This is a genomic window from Paenibacillus sp. J5, from assembly GCF_054955055.1.
In genome coordinates this window covers 146,121-165,763 of the sequence record NZ_JBUEDD010000009.1, presented here as the reverse complement: position 1 = coordinate 165,763, position 19,643 = coordinate 146,121, and the positions used below count along the sequence as shown (strand labels likewise).

Genomic DNA, 19,643 nt, shown 5'->3' with positions numbered 1-19,643 from the left:
CCGCCCCGAACGCCAGTGGCAGAGGCTCTCCTGCATTCGCCGCCGGCTTCATCATTTCATTGCTGGCAGGCAACCACAGTCAAATGAACCCGCAAGTTCCGACACTGGCGGTAAAGCGCTTGCATATTGCATATGCTACAATGAAAGCATCATATGGCAAGGGATGTGCATACAACGCATGAACAAGGTTCGCATTGGCATAATCGGCCTCGGTAATATGGGCAGCGGCCACGCCCGCTATCTTGTGCAAGGCGAGGTCGAAGGCGCAGTACTCGCAGCAGTTGCAGACTCACGAGAGGAGCGACTGAACTGGGCCGCTCAGGAGCTAGGCAGCGAAGTCGCATTATTTAAGGATTACCACGAGATGCTCCAATCAGAACACATTGACGGCGTGCTGATCTGCACCCCACACTACAGCCATCCCGAGCAGGCGATCGAAGCGTTGCAAGCTGGCATGCATGTCTTGATCGAGAAGCCTGCTGGCGTCTATACCAAGCAAGTGCGCGAGATGAATGAAGCCGCCGCCGCCAGCGGCAAAGTCTTCGGCATCATGTACAACCAGCGCACCAATCCGTTATACCGCAAGCTTAAGGACCTGGTCGATTCCGGTGAACTGGGTGAGATTCGCCGCACCAACTGGATCATCACCGACTGGTACCGTCCGCAGAGCTACTATGATTCCGGCGGCTGGCGCGCAACATGGGCGGGCGAAGGCGGAGGCGTGCTGATTAACCAGGACCCCCATCAGCTTGATCTATGGCAATGGACAACAAGCATGATGCCCAAGCGGATGCGCGCCTTTTGCTCCTTCGGCAAGTTCCGCAACATTGAAGTGGAGAACGATGTCACTGCCTATGTCGAATATGAGAACGGCGCAACTGGACTGTTCGTCACCTCGACCTTCGAAACACCGGGTACCAATCGCTTCGAGCTGTCTGGCGAACGCGGCAAGATCGTCGTCGAGAACGGCGCGATCACCTTTTGGCGAACACGGGTGTCCGAATCCGATTTCAACCGCACCTACACCGGAGGCTTCGGCCAGCCGGAATGCTGGAAGATCGACATCCCTATCGAGGGGCGTCATGACGAGCACAAGGGCATTACACAGAACTGGGTCAACGCTATACTCAAGGGCACGCCACTGCTCGCACCTGGAGAAGAAGGCATTCATGGCCTGATGCTGTCCAATGCGATGCTGCTGTCGACATGGCTCGACGATTGGGTCGATCTGCCGATTAATGAGGATCTGTTCTATGAGAAATTGCAGGAGCAGATTAGCAAGTCCAAGACGACCAAGTCATCCGATGCATACCGTACACTGGATGTCAGCGGCACCCATTAACGAATACCAACCCATGCGAAGCAGGAGGACAAATTAATGAGCAGACACGACGGAATGAATTATGCGCCCCAGGGCAAGCCGCGGCCAGTAGTGGAGCCCGGGCAATTCCAATTTGCAGCCATGGCGCTGGAGCATGGTCATATCTATGGCATGTCCAACGGACTGATCGAGGCAGGAGCAGAGCTGAAGCTCGTCTATGATCCCGATCCGGCAAAGGTCGAGGCTTTTTGCAAGCAGTACCCTGGCGTACAGGTCGCCTCCTCCGAGCAGGAGATTTTGCAGGACCCGGACATCGTGCTCGTCGCAGCAGCGGCCATCCCCTCCGAGCGCGGAGCGCTTGGCGTGAAGGTTATGCGCCACGGCAAGGATTATTTCACGGACAAGACGCCATTTACAACCTTGGAGCAGTTGGAGGAGGCGCGCCGCGCCGCGTCAGAGACTGGCCGGAAATATGCCGTCTACTTCAGCGAGCGGCTGCATGTGGAGAGCGCGGTCTTCGCCGGACAGCTCATCCAGAGCGGCGCCATCGGCCGGGTAGTCCAGGTGATCGGCCTCGGGCCGCACCGTCTGAACGCCCCTTCGCGCCCAGGCTGGTTCTTCGAGAAAGAGAAATATGGCGGCATTCTGTGCGACATTGGCAGCCATCAGATCGAGCAGTTTCTCTACTACACCGGCAATACGGATGCTCAGGTCACCAGCAGCCAGGTGGCGAACTACGCCAACAAGCAATACCCTGAGCTGGAGGACTTCGGTGATGCCAGCCTTGTCGGCGGCAATGGCGCAACCCAGTATTTCCGTGTCGACTGGCTGACTCCATCAGGTCTGTCTACATGGGGAGACGGCCGGACACTGCTCCTTGGAACGGACGGATACATCGAGCTGCGCAAATATGTGGACATCGCCCGCGAGCGGGAGGGCAACAAGCTGTACCTCGTCAACGGCGATGGAGAACAGCGGATTGATCTGGATGGCAAGGTGGGCTATCCATTCTTCGGCGAACTCATTCTCGACTGTCTGGAGAGAACCGAGCGGTCGATGACGCAAGCCCATATCTTCAAAGCATCGGAGCTATGCTTGAGAGCACAACTGCAAGCCGTCCGTGTCGAATAGACAGCGCTGACAGATAGGGACACTTGGCTAACTACAAGGAGGAAGCAATATGAAATTATCTGTCTTCACTGTCGCCACACCGGATCTGACGCCCGAGGAACTCGCAACGGCAGCGCGCGATGCCGGGCTGCATGGCATCGAATGGCGCTTCAAGGAGACGCCCGAGGAAGCACGCGACGAGGCGCCTTCCTTCTGGCGCAACAATCTATGCTCCATGTCTCCGCTTGAGGGCGAGCAGAGCTGGAGTCGCTTCAAGCAGGCAGCCGAAGCTGCTGGGCTGACCAGTGTGAGCGTGACCCCTTATCTTGCCCCCGGAGACTTGGAAGCGACGGAACATGCCCTGCGAGCCGCGCGCTACATGGGCGCATCGATGATCCGCCTTGGCGTGCCATTCTATGACCGGAGCGTTCATTTTGAACAGCTATTCGCACAGGAACGCGCCTACTTGAAGGAGGCCGAGAGCCTGTGCAGGCAATACGGCGTCCAGGGCGTCATCGAGACGCATCATGTGACGATCGCGCCTAGCGCCTCCGCTGCCCGCAGACTCGTCGAAGGGCTGGACCCGCAGCATATTGGTGTTCTGTATGATCCGGGAAATATGGTCTATGAAGGCTTCGAGAACTACCGGATGGGTCTGGAGCTGCTGGGCCCTTACCTTGCGCATGTCCATATCAAAAATGCGCGCTGGGTGCGCCAGGAGCAGACATCAAGCGCTGCCTACAGTTGGAGCTGCCAGTGGGCTGGCATGAGAGAGGGCATTGTGCCGATCCATCAGGTCATAGAGGACCTGCGCGCGGTCGGATATGATGGTTATCTTGGGCTGGAGGATTTCAGTGGTCAGCTCGCTTCGGTGCCGATGCTGAAGGACTATGCCGACTATATGAGAGAATTGTTGAGGGGGTAAACCGATATAGGGTGAGCAACACGTATACCGTCTAATCCTTCAAGGACAAAGCGGCCCCGATTCTGAATCGGGGCCGCTTCTTATGGTACAGTGCATATGAAGGCAGCCAGGAATGTGATGCGCTGCAATCAGCTTCTCAGTACAGGCAGCAGCTTCGTTCCTTCATTCATCTCAGACTGGCAGATCGGACACAAAGGCTGGGACTCAAATGAAAAGTCATTGCGCATCCAGCAGCTGCAGTTGTCACTGCTGCATGTCCAGATTGCAGTCTGCTCCTCGGGCGTCGGCTCTACATTTTTTTTGGAATAATAGATTGCGATCCCTCCTTATGCTACGGACTATCCAGCTCCCCCCTCCTAGGCGAATGGACGCAAGAAAGGAGAGGGCCGGATGAAGCCGTTACCCTATTGTATCCCATGCCCCGCGAAAATAGTACCAAAAATGAAAAAACAATGCATTGCCTGCCCGAAATGCTACCCGCCTGCCATTTAATCCATCTTTAAGCGCTTCATGAACTCCTCAGCCGCGCTGTAGCCCTGCTGCTTCAGATACCAGCTATTGGCTGCGGCCTCGATCAATCCGGCCACATCCCGCCCAGGCTGTAGCTGAATTTCGATGTGTGGGATTTTGACATCCATATATTCGGTGAATTTCGGCTCCAGCTCCAGCTCGTTGTTGAGTGCGTTCTCTTGCCACTTCGTCAGCTCAATGTCCAGCACAATCCGGGTCTCCTCCTGAAATGCCTTGCGCCCATATAGTCGGGCGACATTAATAAGACCGATGCTGCGCAATGCCAGCAGCTCCTTCGTCTTCTCATCATGTGACCCGAGCAGCGTCTGTGGACTCAGCTTCTTCAGCACCACGATGTCGTCAGCGACCAGCCGATGGCCACGGCGGATTAGAGTATGTGCCGTCTCGCTTTTGCCGATACCCGACTTGCCGCGCAGGATGATCCCGATACCCGACACATTGAGGCAGACGCCATGAATGGCAATCTGTGGAGCCAGCGTCTTCGTTAAGTAGGCATCCAGCCTGCCGAGGAATTCCGTCGTCGTCACCGTCGTCCGCAGAAGCGGAATCCCCTCCTCCTCGCAGTATTTGGTCAGATATTTGAGCCCCTCCTGATTAGCAGTCACAATGAAGCACGGCGGATGATATTTGACAATGTTGCCGATTCGCTGCTTGCGTTCTTCCACATCTAATTTATGCAAATAGTTAATTTCCTTTTTCCCTAATACTTGAACATGCTCCTGAGGAAAAAAGTCAAAATAGCCGACAAACTCCAGCCCCGGGCGGTACGCCCGAGATTTGCTGATTGTCCGGCTCAGCCGATCCTCTCCAGCAAGCACCTCTAATGAAAACCTTTGGGTCAGCTCCTGAACGGTGATGGTCTTCATCCCTTTTCCCCCCGCCATTCTTAAGTAAGCAATACATAAATTGATTGTACCCTATTCGACATGCAGCAGCCAATCCCTGCAAGGGCAAGCCCTTGGCTAGCCGCTCGCGCAGGGACACGATTTCGCCCAACCTCCTAAGGTTTACTAGCGGGACAAAGAAACGTATACTATAAAGTATGTGATTGAGTTGCGAGGTGGAGCATGATGGACAACTTGAAACAAGCCCTTGAACTGCTTGGGCTGCCTGAAGACGCTTCCAGAGAAGATGTGGAGAAGCGCTACATGACGCTCGTTCGCCGAGCCAAGGCGAGAGGGGGCGCTAATGCGACCGAAGACGGCTTCGACTTCGACGCCATCACCCGCGCCTACAAGTTCGTTCTGGAACAGGACAAGCAGCAAGCGATTGAAGAGCTTACAACAAATCAGTATGGCAAGTACAAGAAGCTGGCAGGCGCTGCCGAGAAAACCGATCATTTTTTTCACTATTATAAGTTTCATGTGCTGGGTGCAATCCTGCTGATTCTTTTGGCAGGTTATGGCATTAAGAGCTATATGGACAATCAGGCGCAAAAAGCAGCGGAAGCACTGCTTCCTCCGGTTGAGCTATATGTGATGTATCATGGACAGTTCTTTCTGGAACAGAATGATAATAACATGAAGCCGGTCGAGGACAAGCTGCTACCGTTGTTCCCAGAATGGCAGCGACTCAAGGTTGGCTTGACCTACGTCCCTAAGGAAACACGCAGCGAGCTTGACATGGCCAGCATTCAGAAGGCTGTACTGTCGATTATGACGGAGAAGGCAGATGTATACCTCTTCGACAAAAGCACGTTTGCGCAGCTATCGGCACAAGGACTGCTCCAGCCGCTAGATGCTGCTGTCCGTGGCGGCACGCTGGAGCCGTTGGTATCACCCGAGCAGCTAATGGCCTCCCGTACCGAGGATGACACCGAGGATCATATCTACGGGATTGATCTGAGTAGCAATCAGACGATGGCCAGTATGCCGATGTACGGAGAGGAGCGGATTGTCGGCATCCGTACAGATGCACAGCATGCCGACAATGCCCTACGGTTTATCCAGCGTATGCTGGAGAAGAAGTAACAACTGCCCATACAGCCCTCCACGTCAGCGACCGTTATGCTGACGTTGGAGGGCTGTATGGTGTGTGCGAAGAATCTGCTAAGCATTCTCCTGCCCATTATGCTTGAGGTAGAGACGGCGAATCTCCTGCTCGTCCACCGCGGCGCTGATCAGATAGCCTTGCCCTTCATCACAGCCCTTCTCTCTCAGAAAGTCAATATGCTCTTGTGTCTCAATTCCCTCCCCTATTACCTGTATATCCAAATAATGCGCCAGATTAATGAGCGAGGACAGTATAATATTGTTGTTCAGATCATGATTAATATCCTTCACAAAGGAACGATCTATCTTCAAATAATCTATCGGGAACGTCTTCAAATAATTCAATGAGGTATAGCCCGTTCCAAAGTCGTCAATCGCAATATGTACACCTAGCTTCCGTAGAGCCGCCAGCCTGCTCTTCGTCATCTCTTGGTCCTCTATAAGTACACTCTCGGTCACCTCAATATCCAGCCAGCCCGCCTTCAGTCCACTCTCTGCCAGGATCGCGCCCACCAACTGCGGAAAATCCGGTTCCTTTAGCTGCACCAACGAGACATTGACACCGACGCGCAGCTTCAGCCCTTCGCGATGCCACTGGCATACCTGACGCAAGGCGCTTCTCAGCACCCAGTTCCCGATGGCGATAATATCCCCCGTCTCTTCGGCGATCGGAATGAAGTCGGCAGGCGATACAAAGCCCAGCTCTGGATGATCCCAGCGAAGCAGCGCCTCCACGGCCTCGATCTTGCCCGTGACTACGTTAATGATCGGCTGGTAGCGCAGGTACATCTGGTCAAGCAGAATCGCCTTGCGAAGTCCGCTCTCCAATTGCAGCCGATTGGTGAACTGGGAATCCATCGCTTCGTTGTAGATCGCATAGCGCCGCTCCTGGTGAAGCTTTCTTACATGCCTCATCGCTATGTTGGACTCGCGCAGCAGCCTTCCCGGTTCAAACTCCCTGTTCCTACCCGCTAGCGTAATGCCGATGCTCGCCGACACCACGACCTCCATTCCCTCCATATAGATTGGAGAGAGCAGCTTGGCTATTAGCGATTGGGCGGCAGTAGCCGCAGCCTGCTCACTGGCTATGTCCGGCAGCAAAACAGCGAATTCGTCTCCTTGCAGCCTGGCTATGACGGCCTCTGGGGAGAATAACTGCCTCAGCAGCGACGAGAATTGCTGCAACAGCAACTCACCCTTGGCATAGCCGAGCGATTCATTGATGAACTCAAACCGATCCAGGTTAATTGTCAATACAGCGTGCAGTTGCGAAGCGTCACCGTCATGAAGTTGCTCCAGGCGCTGCAGAAACAGCTTGCGATTCGGCAGCCCCGTCAGCAGATCGAAGTTGGTCATCAGATTCATCTGATGCTTCGTTTCCTTCTGCTCGGTTATATCCTTCACGATCCCAAAAACCACCTCAACGGAACCGTCGATCGTAATGGGAATGGTTGTGCATTGTACGTAGACGATGTTGCCGTTCTTGTGACGGGCAGCCATCTCAAATTGCTCAGGATTTCCCTGAAGCGTGCGCTGGAAATGCTCATCTGCCCGGGCATGCTCCTGTTCACCAACAATTAAGTCGCTAATATTCATAACGAGCAGTTCCTCGCGCGAAAATCCGGATAGCAAGGAGCAGTGGGAATTGACATTCACCAACAGACCCTCCCTGTTCATCTCAAACACTGCATCCGGGTGATATTCAAATAAGCATAAATAACGGCGTTCCATCTCCATTAGCCTTCTGGCTGCGCAGCTATTGTCCATCATATCCTTCACTTTCCGCACAAGAGCTTCCCTGCTTTTGCTGTAATGGTATTACTCGCTGCCCTGCTCTTCCTGGAGCAGGCATTCGTTCCTGTCTTCTGCGGCCTTCGCCGCCGAAATCCGATGGATGAAGTCGATGTCTCATGCTCTGTTCCCCTTCGATGTTGTTCTCGCTCTTCATATTAATCTGTAGCCGGCAACTCAGACAGGTCGTATTTTTTAGCATCGTCCTCTAGCATTCCTTCGTCTAGCCCTGTACTGATGTGCAGGATGCAAGCGAATCTCGTATCCAGTATATCCTAATTAATCATTCATTTAAATGAAATTTCATAAGTCAGCCTTCCCCAGAAACACCAGGCTGCGACCCCTCATAGAGCACTCTCCTTACATGCGGATGGACACAAACTTCGTCTCCAAAAAATCCGCCAGGCTGTCCGGGCCGCCCTCACGCCCTATCCCGCTCTCCTTCATCCCTCCGAATGGCCCTTCGACAGCAGTCGGCACCGCATCGTTGCAGCCGATGATTCCATACTCCAAGGACTCGTATATTCGAAACATCCGACCCAGGTCGCGAGTGTAGTAATAGGCCGCCAAGCCATAGACAGCGTGATTCGCCTGCTCGATGACCTCTTCCTCCGTATCGAACAGACAGACTGGCGCAACCGGTCCGAAGGTCTCCTCTTGCATGATCAGCATCGTATCATTCACCGCCGTCAGAATCGTCGGTTCATAGAAGTAGCCAGGCAGCCGACTGATCGCCTTGCCTCCCGTTACAATCTGTGCGCCTTTTTCGACAGCCTCATCCACCTGAAGCCTTACCTTGTTAAGTGCCTTCTCGCTAATGAGCGGGCCGATCGCACTCTCCTTCTCGAAGCCGTCGCCGACGACCAGTTGCTCGACCGCTTGCTTGAAGCGCTCCAAAAATTCTGCAGCAACGGAGCGTTGCACATAGATTCGATTCGCACAGATACAGGTCTGTCCGGCATTTCTGAACTTGCTGCTGACGGCTCCGGCTACAGCTATGTCCAGATCAGCATCCTCGAATACGATCAGCGGGGCATGGCCGCCAAGCTCCATCGATACCCGCTTCACCTGCTCGGTAGCCGCCTTCATCAATTGCTTGCCGACTGCGGTCGAGCCTGTGAAGGTAATCTTCCGAATCGCCGGATTGGACAGCAGCTCCTCCCCGATCTCCTGTGGATGGCCCGTCACCAGATTGAGCACGCCCGCAGGTATGCCCGCTTCATGGGCCAGCTCCATGAACCGCACCATGACCCCCGGCGTCTGCTCCGCGGGCTTGAGTACCAGGGTACAGCCCGCCGCAAGCGCCGGGCCAATCTTGCGCGCCGCCATCGACAATGGGAAGTTCCATGGCGTAATCGCCGCAACCGGCCCTACTGGCTGACGGATGGACAGCAGACGCTTGTCTGGCGAGCTGGACGGAATAACCTTGCCATAGACACGCACCGCTTCACCCGCACTCCAGCGCAAATATTCGGCTGCAAGCGCCACCTCACCGCGCGCTTCGGCTAACGGCTTGCCCATCTCCAGCGTGATAAGCCCTGCCAGCTCCTCCTTGCATTGCTCCATCGAATCAGCAAGCTTGCTCAGATACGCTGCTCTCTCCTTCGCCGTCAGCCCCGCCCAGCCCTTGTAAGCACCCTGAGCCGCAGCGATGGCTGCTCTGGCATCCGCTATGCCGCCCTGCTGCGCCGTCCCCGTCACTGCTCTTGTAGCCGGATTAATCAATAAATAGGTACGCCCGGATGTCGACTGTACCCATTCCCCATTGACATACATCAGCCATTGATTCATGCCATCGTTCTCCTTTCCTTGCTCGATACTGCACATGATGTTGCACATCGGCCTTGCCAGGCCGGCTTGTCCCCAATCTATTGAAGTCCAGCCTTTCAGAATGTTATGTCATCTACTATCCTATTGCCCACTTGCCCAACAAGCACAAAATTTGAATTGATCAAGTCTATTATAACCGATATAATGCTAACACAAAGAAATAAAAGTCCAATTACATATTACTTTTTGCACCGAATTAAGCCGATTTGGCCGGCAAATGGAGGGTACCTATTCCATGCAGATGACTACCCGGCACAACGCTGGAAGATAAGGAGAAGGAAATGACAGAAGCAGTATCATCAGGGTTCTGGCGGCAACTATGCTGGGCCATGGTTAAGACAGGTATTCTCGGCTATGGGGGCGGTCCATCAGTGATCCCGCTTATCCGGCATGAAGCGGTAGCTCGCCATCAATGGATGAGCGATGAGGAATTCGGCGAAATCCTGGCGTTCGCTAATGCACTGCCTGGTCCGATTGCGACCAAGATCGCCGCCTATCTCGGATACCGCCTCAAAGGGACGGGAGGCGCTACAGTCGCTGTGCTTGCCCATATTATGCCATCTGCCGTCGCCATGATTGCGTTGTTGTCGGCGGTTAATTTTCTAAGCAGCTCTCCCATTGTGCAGGGCATGATCGGCGCGGTAATTCCGGTTATTGCCGTCATGCTGGGCATGATGGCTTACGAGTTTGGCGAGCGAGCTCTGAAGGGCTCGGGCAAAGTGCTGGGGGTCATTTTCTTCGCCTGCGCCTTCATCCTGCTCCAACTGCTCGATGTTCATCCTGCTCTGGTCATCATGGTGTTCCTGCTCTACGGCGCCTTCCACTTCAAGCTGAGGGCTCGTCTGGAGGCACGGCAAGAGCAGAAGCGCTAATACGGTTTACAACAGCGGCTCCGCTTCAGGTTGCGCTCAACCCGGGGCCTTCGCTTCGAGGAGCATGGCAGAAGAATAGAAAAGAGGTTGCAGCATGGATTGGTTTCATTTGTTTCTCGGCTTTTTGCTTGCCAACTTGTTAGGCTACGGAGGAGGCCCCGCCTCCATTCCGTTGATGTATCAGGAGATCGTGACCCACTATCAATGGATGACCGACCCGCAATTCTCCAACTTGCTTGCGCTCGGCAACACACTGCCTGGACCGATCGCGACCAAGATCGCCGCCTTTGTCGGTTATGATGTATACGGAATTCCTGGCATGGTTATCGCTCTGTCCGCCACCATCATCCCGTCAGCCGCCGCTCTCATCGGACTGCTCAAGCTGCTTGAGCGCTATCGCAGCTCCAGTGTGGTAAGAGGAATGACGCTGCTCGTCCAGCCTGTTATTGCTATCATGATGGTGCTGATGACCTGGCAGATGGGCGCCAGCTCGCTGGAAGCGATCGGCATCGTGCAATCGCTCGGCATCGCGCTAGTCGCCTTCTGGCTGATGGTCATCCGCAAGATGCACCCAGCTCTCGTGATCGTATGCGCCTTCGCCTACGGCGGCCTTGTCCTTCCGCTAATGTGACGAACAAGCCCTGTCATGCACATCGTCATTAGGCACAATCAGAAAAGCCCATGCCGGGTTCTCCTGTATTATGGTGCTGTACTGACCATTTTACACGAATCCCTTCATGGGCTTGCTTGTATTTAGCTGTCACCATTCTCCCGCCCAGGTTAAAAATCACCTCGTTATGGTGTCTATTATTTGTTGCATCGCACGCCTGGCTTCTGGTATAGGGAACACCGGAAATACATGGTTCATTTTGGGATACTCAAAATAGTTGATGTGTACATTCTCCTTGTCTGCGCGTGCTTTGAACTTGCGAGCATCCGGCAGGAAGAACTCATGAGTACCTATAAACAATGTGATCTTTCCTAAGCCCCGCAGCGGGCCATTGATCGGACTTAATAAGTAATGACTTCGCTTTGTCCCTCCCGCGTACACCTTTCCTGTCTCGATCAGCAGCTCCAGATTCAGCATAGGTTCTTTTTTCTCCAATGCTGCGATGTCAGGGTGGTCTAAGGCGATGTCTAGCCATGGGGATAAAAGGATGATATTTCCTGGCTGTGGAATCCCTTCCTCCAATAATAGCTGGGCCAATGCCAGAGACAGTCCACCACCTGCAGAGTCGCCCATGATGACAATATCTTCCGGTGCGGCTTTGGTCAACAAGTCTTGATAGATCGGAAGAACCTTCGCGAAGCTCTCTTTATAGTGATGATTGGGTGCCTTGGGATAGATGGGGACTGTAATCGTGCAATCCAGTTTTTGGGTTAATTGATGCAAGAAACGCCAATGCCACAGCAAGGGCTGCTCCGTATAACCTCCGCCAGGCAGAAACAAAATTTGTCTTGTACTTGGCTCCGATGAAGATTTCATCAAGTACGTATCCATGGAATAGGATGACGTCTTCATTATATTATATTTGCGTTGCAGTCGGGCTGGCAGCTTATACGGAGATTTATTTTCAATCCTTTTTTTCTCCAGATAGGTGGCAGGATTAACGTTCTTTCTCGTTAGTTTCAATAACCACTCGATAAGAAAACTTTGCCAACTTCTCATCCTGTCGTCCCCCTTGTTGTGAACTTGTGAACAGATATAATAGCTGTAGAATTCCCTTTGCTATCTGTATATTAACAAAGTATTTTGATAAAATAAATTTAAATAAAATTTACTAACCTAAATATTTATTTAAGGATGCGCTATTATGAATATCACCCAGCTACACTACTTGATCACAGCCGCTAATTACGGTTCCTTCACTAAGGCTGCTAGCATTCATCATATTACAGTTCCTACCATTAGTCAGTCGATCCGACAGTTGGAGGAGGAATTGGATGCCGTTATTTTTCATCGGACGAAGAAAGGGATTGTCCCAACAAGGGAAGGGGAACTGATCCTCCAGCATGTCGCATCGATCCTCAAAAGTCTGGATTCGATGAAGCAGGAGCTGTCCCAGCTTAAGGAAGAATGTTCGGAAGACATTATCATTTCAACGATCCCGGGGATGGTACCGCAGGTTGTTCAGGCCACGATTGAATTTGCCAACAAGTATCCGACGCTCAATGTTCAGTTGATCGAAGGGGATACACAGACTGTAATGAATCATGTTCACGAAGGCTATGCAAGTATGGGGTTGATTACTTACAACTCCGAGCAATACCAAGATCCCGCATTGGAATGGATGCCCATTATTCAGGGGAAGGCTGTCGTAATTGTGAACAGAAATTCATCCCTATGCGTGTTGAACACCGTAGCCGCAGAGGATCTAAGAAATGAAGCCTTTGTTCTATATAAAGATGAGGAAATTGAACGTATTGCCCAACAGTTGGTAGCGGAGCAGCCCTCCAACCGTATTGCCCTTTCGACGAATAATATGGAGGCTCTGTATCAAATGGTTGTTCGAGCGAATATGATTACGATCGGCCCGGATTTTGTTATACACTCTCTGCCCTCTAGCTATCAGGAACAGCTTGTGACGATCCCGTTGCAGCAATATCATTTACAGCCTGTTCTATTGGGACGAATCACCAGAAAGAAGGAACGGGCCTCAAGAATGGTCAATGAATTCACAGCCAGACTATCCGAATTATTTAACGGAGGCTAGGGCGTGTCCTCCCCAGGGCAGTATCTGCTCCACGCGGAGGAGTCTATAACACGCCTTAGCTGCAGGACGCGCGTCACGAGTGTCTCGCCAGCGCTGGCAAGCTGCGCTGGAACGCTGACCCAAGCTCTGGTATAGTGCTGCAGCAGACTGCTCGTTCAGCCTCAACAGACCAGCGTGTCCCCAGGCTCCAGCGCATATAGCCCGCTATGCCCCTCCTGCTGAAGCAACTCAAGCAGTTCTACAGTAGGCGTGCGCGCAGCATGAACCAGCACCGTCGCATGGCTAGGGACAGCAGCCAGCATCCGGCGCACATCGGGCAAGCCCTGATGCACCTTATAGCGTACACGCAGCACCTGCAATGCTTCATCCTCCTGCGCCAGCAATCGGGCTCCGAAGGAGCCACGCCCCAGATGGCCGGTCAGCATCACCAGACCGCCTCCTGTGTTCTTCATATACCTGCAGTACCACTGTGCACACTCCGTCTCCATCATGCCGCCAGCCGTGAAGATAAGCTTGGCTCCCGTTAAGGACAACAGTCGAGCCCGCTCAGCATTATTTCCCGCAACCGCGACGCGCGGCGAGCGCAGCAATGCCTCCAGTTGCTCGGCACTGTGCTCACGCAACCAATAGCGCTGCTTGACCAGCTCTCGCAACGGCGTCAGCAGCTCCCCGTCTACAATTAGCGGCACCTGCGAGAAGCGGTGATGCGCCCACAGCAGCAACTCCTGGCCCCTTCCATGGACAGGAACGGGAAAGAGTACAGACCTGCCTCTGCTGAGTGTATCTCCTGTCGCCTCATGCAGCGCGCGCAGCTTGTCCTCCTGCGTATCTGGATCGGCGCCGCATGCCGCATCGATAATCGACAGATCGGCTGCTCTGTCCAGCCTCGGGCGATCCGCAGCAAGCACCTGTGATTCCTCGGAGTAATCCCCGGAGAAGAAGATCAGGCGGCCACACCAGTCCAGCGCATACCAGACCGAGCCGGGCATATGCCCGCTCCTGCCCCACATCATCTTGACGCCGGGCGCTGCCTCTATCCAGTCTCCAGCCTCGCCAGCGTCTTCCAGATAAGCATAACGTACCCTGGCGATGTCCCTGTCGTCATAGGGAAGCGTTAAGCCATACGAGGCGGCATAGCTCTTCCATGCGCGGTAATAACCAGGAAGCCGCAGTGCCGTTGCCCGGCTCGTCCATACCACACCCTTGTAGCCGTATTTGTACAGCAGCGGGAGCGCCATGGAGTGATCCTCGTGGGCATGGGACAGCAGAACTGTCTTGAGCCGACAGGCGACGGACGGATCAATCCGAGGATAGATGCCGCCTGACTCCTTCTTGCCCCCGCAATCCATCAGCACGGCTTCATTCTGATGCTGCAGCAGGTAGCTGGAGCGACCATGCTCGCAGGCTCCTCCCCATATGGTCAAAGATAGCATCATTTCAGTCCACTTTCTCTAGTTTGCTGTAATTTGTTCATAACAAGCAGTAGGATGGTCGTTATGCCTACGGTGACAACTGCCATCGCCATGCCCATCGATACTGCCCCTTGCTCGAATTGGGCGTAGATATAGGTTGCAGAGGTCTGCATGGATGGAGGCAGGATGAGCAGAGAGGCTACGAGCTCGCGATTGGCGATGGTGAAGGTCATCATCCATCCAGCCAGCATGCCTGGCAGCAGCAGCGGCAGCAATATTCTCCGTCCCACATACAGCCAGCGGCCGCCGAATACTTGCCCGGCCTGCAACAGCGACACATCTAGCTGTCCATACCCGGCCTTGACATATTGCACCGTATACGGCAAAAACAATAGGACATACGTCAGCACTACCATCCCATAGGTATTGTACAGCGGGATTGGCATCCACTTTGCATTCCAGAGCAGAATCAAGCCGACAACAATGACAATCCCTGGCACGGTGTTCGGCAACAGGCTGAACAGATCGGTCAGCCTCTGACTCCGCGTCGAGCTGTTCTTAATCGTCAAGGCCAGCCAGGTGCCCAGCAGCAGCGCGATGGTAGAGGCCGCCACCGACAAGCCAAGACTGTTCGTGATCGCTCGCAGACTATCTGTACCTGGAGCCAGCAGTGCAGCATAATGCTGAAGCGTCAGGTTGCCCCAAGCGAGTCCTTCACCGCGCAGCTTGAGCAAGGAAGCCACGATTATGGAGAAATAGGGAATACCCACCGCAGCGGTCATGAGAAGCACAATATATGCGCCGCACAGCAGTCGGCTCCAGCCTCGGATTGGACGCAGCGCCCGCCCCTTTCCCTTGCCTCCTGGCAAACGAAACGTATGGCGGCGGCTGATGGCACTCTGGATGTACCACATGAGCAGACAAGTCGCCAGCAGCACAGAGGATAGGGAGGTCGCCTTGCCAAAATCAATCGGCCAGCTCGAGATGTAGCGGTGGATTTCCGAGGTCATCACAAAATAACCGATCTTGCGACCAAAGGTTGCCGGTGTCCCGAATTCCGCTATCGTCTTGACGAAGATAAGCAGCGTGCCCATCACATAGCTTGACAGCAGCAACGGCAGCACAATGCGCCGTATCCGATACAGGAAGCCGCCGCCATGAACCGCGGCTGCCTCCTCCAGACTGCCGCTGATCTCCAGCAGCGTATTGCGCAGCATCAGATACAGGAAGGGGAACAGATGCAGACTCATAATAATCACCATGCCGCCGAAGCTGAAGAAGGCGGATGTTATCACCGATGATGCCGGCAGCAACTGCTCCATATAGCCGTTGCGCTGCATGAACAGCATCCACCCCATCGAGCCAATGTAGGGCGGCGTCATGAATGGAATCAGGAACATAATATCCAGCCAGCGATGACGACCCATGTCGGTTCTGGCCATAATCCATGCCAGCGGCAATGCAAGCACCGTCGTGCCGGCGACGACGCACACTCCAAGCCATATTGACTGCAGCAGCACCTGCCCTAGACTGGCGTCCAGCACGCTGCGCAGAGGCGCGAGCAGATCGAGCTCACCGTCCGGCACTATGCTCGTCCAGAAGATGAACAGCAACGGCAGTACAATGAGCAAGCCTAGCAATAAGATCGCAAGGATGAGGCCAATTCTGGAATAGATCCGTAACGGAGTTGTATGCATATGGTACCCCTATATAAGACGGTCCCGGCACTCGCCGGGACATCGGATTCTTGATGCTTACTTGAATAATTGGGTGAAGCGCGTAGCAACCTCCTCGCTATGCTCCTTCATCCACTGCCAGTTCACATTATACGTCTTAATATCTGCTGCATTGGTGCGATCCTTCGCCTGAATATCCTGGCGTCCGGGCAGCAGGTATGCTTCGGCAACGAGCTGCTGCGCTTCATCCGACAGCAGATAATCCATGAAGGCCTTGGCATTGTCCACATGGGGGCTCGACTTGACGATCGCTGCGGGACGGGGGCTGATGACGGTGCCTTCCTTCGGATAGACGATGTCGACCGGCTCTCCCTTGGCCTTGGCCTTGTAAGCCATATAATCGACGCCTGCTGCGACAATGGACTTGGCTCCGGTAATAACAGGGTCCAGCGCCTCCTGATTAGCGCCCGCCATCGCAACGCCATTTTGCTTGAATTGCTCGAACAGCTTCCAGCCTTCCTCTCCCGATTCGCTCAAGTAACCAGAGATGAAATCCAGCGCCGAGCCGGACAATGAGGGATCGGGGATATTCACCTGTCCGCTCCATTGTGCTTGTCCCAGCTCCGCCCATGAAGCAGGCGGGGTCTGTACCAGCTTCGTGTTGTAGACGATACCTAGCGCCGATGCGCTATAGCTGAAGTAATGCCCCTGCTCATCGGACCATCCGGGGATTAGCTTATCCGCACTCGCCGCCTCTGGATAGGACAGCAGCAGCCCCTCGCTGTTCAAGCCCTGCATCGAAGGCAGGGAGGCCAGCACGACCACGTCCACCGCCGGATTGGACTTCTCCGCCTCCATACGCGCCAGGATTTTGCCTGTTGTCCCCTGGAACATCTCTACCTTCACGCCTGTCTTGGCCTCGAAACCCTCTTTAATCTTATTCGCCAGCCCCTCTGGCCCGGCACTATAGACGACCACGCTGCCGCTCAGCGTCTTCTCCGCTTTCTCCTTCGTCTCACCTGTGCTCTGCACAGTCGTCGCCGCCGTATCCAACGTACCCCCAGCATTGCCTCCGCCAGATACGCCGTTCGTGCTGCTTCCTGTTGTGCCACAAGCCGTCAGAGTCATCCCCATCCACAAGGTCAAGGCCAACAGCATTCCCTTTGATGCCAATTTCATTTCATCTTCCTCCTTCTATTGTTCCTCACTGGACGATTCAACTACGCAATGTATATGATCCTCACTCACGTACAGCTCCACCATCTCGCCAGGCTGAAGGCGGCGGTCGGCATATGCAATCCACATATCCCCCCCTCTCTCCATCTCCAATCCCAGCTCATAACGATCGCCGATATAGCTTGCATGTGCGACTCTGCCTATCAGTCGCTGGTCGCTCTCCGCCCCCTTGCTCCATCGCAGATGCTCGGGCCGAACCATCAACCGATCCGGCTCCAGCCAGTTCGATCTGCCGATGAAGCGAGCCACGAATGGATGACTTGGCGCACGATAGATATGTTCTGGCGTCCCTCTCTGCAATACCTGGCCTTGCTTCATCACGATTACATCATCCGACATACTCATCGCCTCAGTCTGGTCATGCGTGACATACAGCGCGGTCATGCCTAGCTGCCTGACCAGACGCATCAGCTCGCCGCGCATCTCATCGCGCAGTACCGCATCCAGTGCGCTTAGCGGCTCATCGAATAGAATCAGCCGCGGCGATACCGCAATTGCCCGCGCGAAGGCGACCCGCTGTTGCTGCCCGCCAGACAATTGATGCGGCAGGCGCTGCTCCAGCCCTTCCAGCCGCACTGTCCGCAGCGCCTCCTGCACCGCTTCCCGCAGCCCTTCCTTGCGCTTGCGGGCGCGGAGACCGAAGGCTACATTTTCAAATACCGTCATATGCGGCCATAAAGCAAAATCCTGAAATACCATGCCCAGTTGCCGTTGATGAACCGGCATGCTCACCCGCCGGGCACTGGAGTAGAAACACTGATCCTGTACATAAATTTCGCCGCCATCCGGCTCCTCCAATCCTGCGATCATACGCAGCAGGGTTGTCTTGCCACAGCCCGAAGGCCCCAGCAACGTGGTGAAGCTGCCCGCGCGCACTGTCAGGTCAGTCGGCTGAAGCGCCTGCGCAGTGCCAAACGATTTGTGCAGCGAGCGAATGATTAGTTCTCCCATCATTAGTTTCCGCCTGTCCTTTATTTCACTCGATTGAAAGACTATGCCTTGTACCTGCGTCGTCCGTGGAGCGCATAAGCGTGGCTCGTCTGAATTCAGTATAGGAAGCGATTATTTGGCCTTTATTTCTGTCATGTAAATGACATATTAATCTTTTGGCGGATTTCTGTTAACACACATCGAATTATTCTATGGTACATTGTGGGCATCCTGACCGATCTGGAGGTTGTGTCGTTGAATCTGTTAAAGCTGCAAATACTCGAGCTGATCGCCAAGAACAAAAAAATAACCGCAGCCGCGGGAGAGCTCGGACTAAAGCAACCGACCGTCACCTATCATATGAAAAGCCTGGAGCAGGACTTGGGTGTGAAATTGTTCGAGAATCGATCAGACAAAATCTTCCTCACAGATGCCGGCAAGGCATTGCAGCACTACGCCTCGCTCATTAACAGGCTTGCAGCCGAAGCGCAGCGCATTACCGCCGAATACGGCAGTCTGACAAGAGGACGGCTGAGCATCGGGGCAAGCTATGTTCCGGCCACCTATCTGCTGCCGCAGGTGCTCAGCCACTTCAACGCCGCCAATCCAGGCATCGAGCTGGCCGTTTCCGTCAAGCCTACCCCCATGATTAAGGAAAAGCTGCATAACCATGAGATCGATCTGGGCATCTTCTCCTCCGAAGCTGTGGAGCTCTCCGGTATTCGCGCCCGCAGCCTGTGCGACGACGAGATGGTCGTGATCTGCTCGCCCGGCCATCCGCTCGCCAAGCTGCCAGAGCTGGACCCTGGCTGGATCGCAGCCTCCAATTTCATCCTGCATGGTGCGGCCTCCAGCACGCGCAGCCTGACCGACCGCTGGCTGGCTCAACACCAGGTGCAGCTCGTTCAACCACTGGAATTGGACTCGATCGAAGCGATCAAGCAGACCGTTCGTCAAGCCAGACACATCGCCTTCATCTCACGGCTCGCCGTCCTGGAAGAGCTGCAACAGGGCACACTCGTTGCCTATCCTGTGCCGCGCAATGACTTTCGGCGTTCAATCTACTGCTGCTACAACACGAATCGCTATGATTCCCGCCTAACGGAGCGTTTCATTGACGCGCTGGCAGCTCCACAAGCAGAGTCAGTATTTTAGAGGAATATACGTTCCCATTTCGGTTGACATCTTTTCCTGTAATTTGTTATAGTAGGATAAATCCGAAATTCATAGGAATGGATCTTACGTGGGAAGCACCCGTAAGAGCTGGGCATCAGCCTGGCTCTTCGGGTGCTTTTTTGACGTTG

The 19,643-nt window shown here is 54.2% G+C and carries 17 protein-coding genes; 8 read left to right on the top strand and 9 right to left on the bottom strand.

All coding sequences use genetic code 11. From position 1 onward, the window contains the following. Positions 1–178: 178 nt before the first annotated feature. From ACY1JZ_RS17555 to ACY1JZ_RS17545, 3 genes are read left to right on the top strand one after another with little or no spacing between them, the layout of a single operon-like run. Positions 179–1,342: a Gfo/Idh/MocA family protein gene (locus ACY1JZ_RS17555; protein WP_462630319.1), complete on the top strand. Its 1,164-nt coding sequence runs from the start codon at positions 179–181 to the stop codon at positions 1,340–1,342. A gap of 36 nt (positions 1,343–1,378) precedes the next feature. Beyond that, positions 1,379–2,452: a Gfo/Idh/MocA family protein gene (locus ACY1JZ_RS17550; RefSeq protein WP_462630317.1), complete on the top strand. Its 1,074-nt coding sequence runs from the start codon at positions 1,379–1,381 to the stop codon at positions 2,450–2,452. Positions 2,453–2,501: 49 nt separating this feature from the next. Further along, positions 2,502–3,356 (top strand): sugar phosphate isomerase/epimerase family protein, encoded by an 855-nt coding sequence (locus tag ACY1JZ_RS17545; RefSeq protein ID WP_462630316.1) that lies wholly within the window; start codon positions 2,502–2,504, stop codon positions 3,354–3,356. Between the two features lie 128 nt (positions 3,357–3,484). Here ACY1JZ_RS17545 and ACY1JZ_RS17540 read toward each other — a convergent pair whose 3' ends face one another. Together ACY1JZ_RS17540 and hprK are read right to left on the bottom strand one after the other, a co-directional pair. Continuing rightward, complete coding sequence (locus ACY1JZ_RS17540; protein WP_270172754.1) at positions 3,485–3,670, bottom strand: cold-shock protein; 186 nt, start codon at positions 3,668–3,670, stop codon at positions 3,485–3,487. 174 nt (positions 3,671–3,844) lie between these two features. Continuing rightward, positions 3,845–4,753: an HPr(Ser) kinase/phosphatase gene (gene hprK / locus ACY1JZ_RS17535; protein ID WP_270167805.1), complete on the bottom strand. Its 909-nt coding sequence runs from the start codon at positions 4,751–4,753 to the stop codon at positions 3,845–3,847. Between the two features lie 204 nt (positions 4,754–4,957). Between hprK and ACY1JZ_RS17530 the strand changes: the two genes are divergently transcribed. After that, on the top strand, positions 4,958–5,857 hold the full coding sequence (locus tag ACY1JZ_RS17530) for a J domain-containing protein (protein ID WP_270167803.1): 900 nt from the start codon (positions 4,958–4,960) through the stop codon (positions 5,855–5,857). Positions 5,858–5,935: 78 nt separating this feature from the next. On the opposite strand, the gene ACY1JZ_RS17525 is transcribed toward ACY1JZ_RS17530, so the two are convergent. Beyond that, positions 5,936–7,666: a putative bifunctional diguanylate cyclase/phosphodiesterase gene (locus ACY1JZ_RS17525; protein WP_462630315.1), complete on the bottom strand. Its 1,731-nt coding sequence runs from the start codon at positions 7,664–7,666 to the stop codon at positions 5,936–5,938. 363 nt (positions 7,667–8,029) lie between these two features. Beyond that, positions 8,030–9,460, bottom strand: coding sequence for an NAD-dependent succinate-semialdehyde dehydrogenase (locus tag ACY1JZ_RS17520; protein ID WP_462630314.1), 1,431 nt, complete (start codon positions 9,458–9,460; stop codon positions 8,030–8,032). Between the two features lie 320 nt (positions 9,461–9,780). On the opposite strand from ACY1JZ_RS17520, the gene chrB reads away from it, so the two are divergent. Together chrB and chrA are read left to right on the top strand one after the other, a co-directional pair. Further along, entirely contained in the window at positions 9,781–10,371 is a 591-nt protein-coding gene (gene chrB / locus ACY1JZ_RS17515; RefSeq protein ID WP_462630313.1) for a chromate efflux transporter ChrB, read from the top strand. A gap of 94 nt (positions 10,372–10,465) precedes the next feature. Then, positions 10,466–11,002: a chromate efflux transporter ChrA gene (gene chrA / locus ACY1JZ_RS17510; protein ID WP_270167796.1), complete on the top strand. Its 537-nt coding sequence runs from the start codon at positions 10,466–10,468 to the stop codon at positions 11,000–11,002. 156 nt (positions 11,003–11,158) lie between these two features. On the opposite strand, the gene ACY1JZ_RS17505 is transcribed toward chrA, so the two are convergent. Beyond that, positions 11,159–12,040 carry an alpha/beta hydrolase fold domain-containing protein gene (locus tag ACY1JZ_RS17505; protein ID WP_462630312.1) on the bottom strand — a complete coding sequence of 294 codons (882 nt, stop codon included), beginning with the start codon at positions 12,038–12,040 and terminating at the stop codon, positions 11,159–11,161. Between the two features lie 145 nt (positions 12,041–12,185). Between ACY1JZ_RS17505 and ACY1JZ_RS17500 the strand changes: the two genes are divergently transcribed. Then, on the top strand, positions 12,186–13,085 hold the full coding sequence (locus tag ACY1JZ_RS17500; RefSeq protein WP_462630310.1) for a LysR family transcriptional regulator: 900 nt from the start codon (positions 12,186–12,188) through the stop codon (positions 13,083–13,085). Positions 13,086–13,246: 161 nt separating this feature from the next. On the opposite strand, the gene ACY1JZ_RS17495 is transcribed toward ACY1JZ_RS17500, so the two are convergent. Genes ACY1JZ_RS17495 through ACY1JZ_RS17480 form a run of 4 tightly spaced genes read right to left on the bottom strand, consistent with a single transcriptional unit; the run spans position 13,247 to position 18,363 of the window. Continuing rightward, entirely contained in the window at positions 13,247–14,521 is a 1,275-nt protein-coding gene (locus ACY1JZ_RS17495; protein WP_462630308.1) for an MBL fold metallo-hydrolase, read from the bottom strand. Then, positions 14,518–16,194, bottom strand: coding sequence for an ABC transporter permease (locus ACY1JZ_RS17490; RefSeq protein ID WP_462630307.1), 1,677 nt, complete (start codon positions 16,192–16,194; stop codon positions 14,518–14,520). Before ACY1JZ_RS17490 ends, ACY1JZ_RS17495 begins: the two co-directional genes overlap by 4 nt. Positions 16,195–16,251: 57 nt before the next feature. Further along, positions 16,252–17,352: an ABC transporter substrate-binding protein gene (locus ACY1JZ_RS17485; RefSeq protein WP_270167786.1), complete on the bottom strand. Its 1,101-nt coding sequence runs from the start codon at positions 17,350–17,352 to the stop codon at positions 16,252–16,254. A 15-nt stretch (positions 17,353–17,367) separates the two neighbouring features. Continuing rightward, entirely contained in the window at positions 17,368–18,363 is a 996-nt protein-coding gene (locus ACY1JZ_RS17480) for an ABC transporter ATP-binding protein (RefSeq protein ID WP_270167785.1), read from the bottom strand. Between the two features lie 225 nt (positions 18,364–18,588). On the opposite strand from ACY1JZ_RS17480, the gene ACY1JZ_RS17475 reads away from it, so the two are divergent. After that, complete coding sequence (locus ACY1JZ_RS17475) at positions 18,589–19,494, top strand: LysR family transcriptional regulator (RefSeq protein WP_462630306.1); 906 nt, start codon at positions 18,589–18,591, stop codon at positions 19,492–19,494. The last annotated feature ends 149 nt before the right edge of the window (positions 19,495–19,643 follow it).

Coding starts and splice junctions, on each gene's coding strand:
- ACY1JZ_RS17550 (WP_462630317.1), top strand. CDS start 1,379: ATGAGCAGACACGACGGAATGAATTATGCGCCCCAGGGCAAGCCGCGG.
- ACY1JZ_RS17500 (WP_462630310.1), top strand. CDS start 12,186: ATGAATATCACCCAGCTACACTACTTGATCACAGCCGCTAATTACGGT.
- chrB (WP_462630313.1), top strand. CDS start 9,781: ATGACAGAAGCAGTATCATCAGGGTTCTGGCGGCAACTATGCTGGGCC.
- ACY1JZ_RS17480 (WP_270167785.1), bottom strand. CDS start 18,363: ATGATGGGAGAACTAATCATTCGCTCGCTGCACAAATCGTTTGGCACT.
- ACY1JZ_RS17490 (WP_462630307.1), bottom strand. CDS start 16,194: ATGCATACAACTCCGTTACGGATCTATTCCAGAATTGGCCTCATCCTT.
- ACY1JZ_RS17495 (WP_462630308.1), bottom strand. CDS start 14,521: ATGATGCTATCTTTGACCATATGGGGAGGAGCCTGCGAGCATGGTCGC.
- ACY1JZ_RS17505 (WP_462630312.1), bottom strand. CDS start 12,040: ATGAGAAGTTGGCAAAGTTTTCTTATCGAGTGGTTATTGAAACTAACG.
- ACY1JZ_RS17530 (WP_270167803.1), top strand. CDS start 4,958: ATGGACAACTTGAAACAAGCCCTTGAACTGCTTGGGCTGCCTGAAGAC.
- ACY1JZ_RS17520 (WP_462630314.1), bottom strand. CDS start 9,460: ATGAATCAATGGCTGATGTATGTCAATGGGGAATGGGTACAGTCGACA.
- ACY1JZ_RS17545 (WP_462630316.1), top strand. CDS start 2,502: ATGAAATTATCTGTCTTCACTGTCGCCACACCGGATCTGACGCCCGAG.
- ACY1JZ_RS17555 (WP_462630319.1), top strand. CDS start 179: ATGAACAAGGTTCGCATTGGCATAATCGGCCTCGGTAATATGGGCAGC.
- hprK (WP_270167805.1), bottom strand. CDS start 4,753: ATGAAGACCATCACCGTTCAGGAGCTGACCCAAAGGTTTTCATTAGAG.
- chrA (WP_270167796.1), top strand. CDS start 10,466: ATGGATTGGTTTCATTTGTTTCTCGGCTTTTTGCTTGCCAACTTGTTA.
- ACY1JZ_RS17485 (WP_270167786.1), bottom strand. CDS start 17,352: ATGAAATTGGCATCAAAGGGAATGCTGTTGGCCTTGACCTTGTGGATG.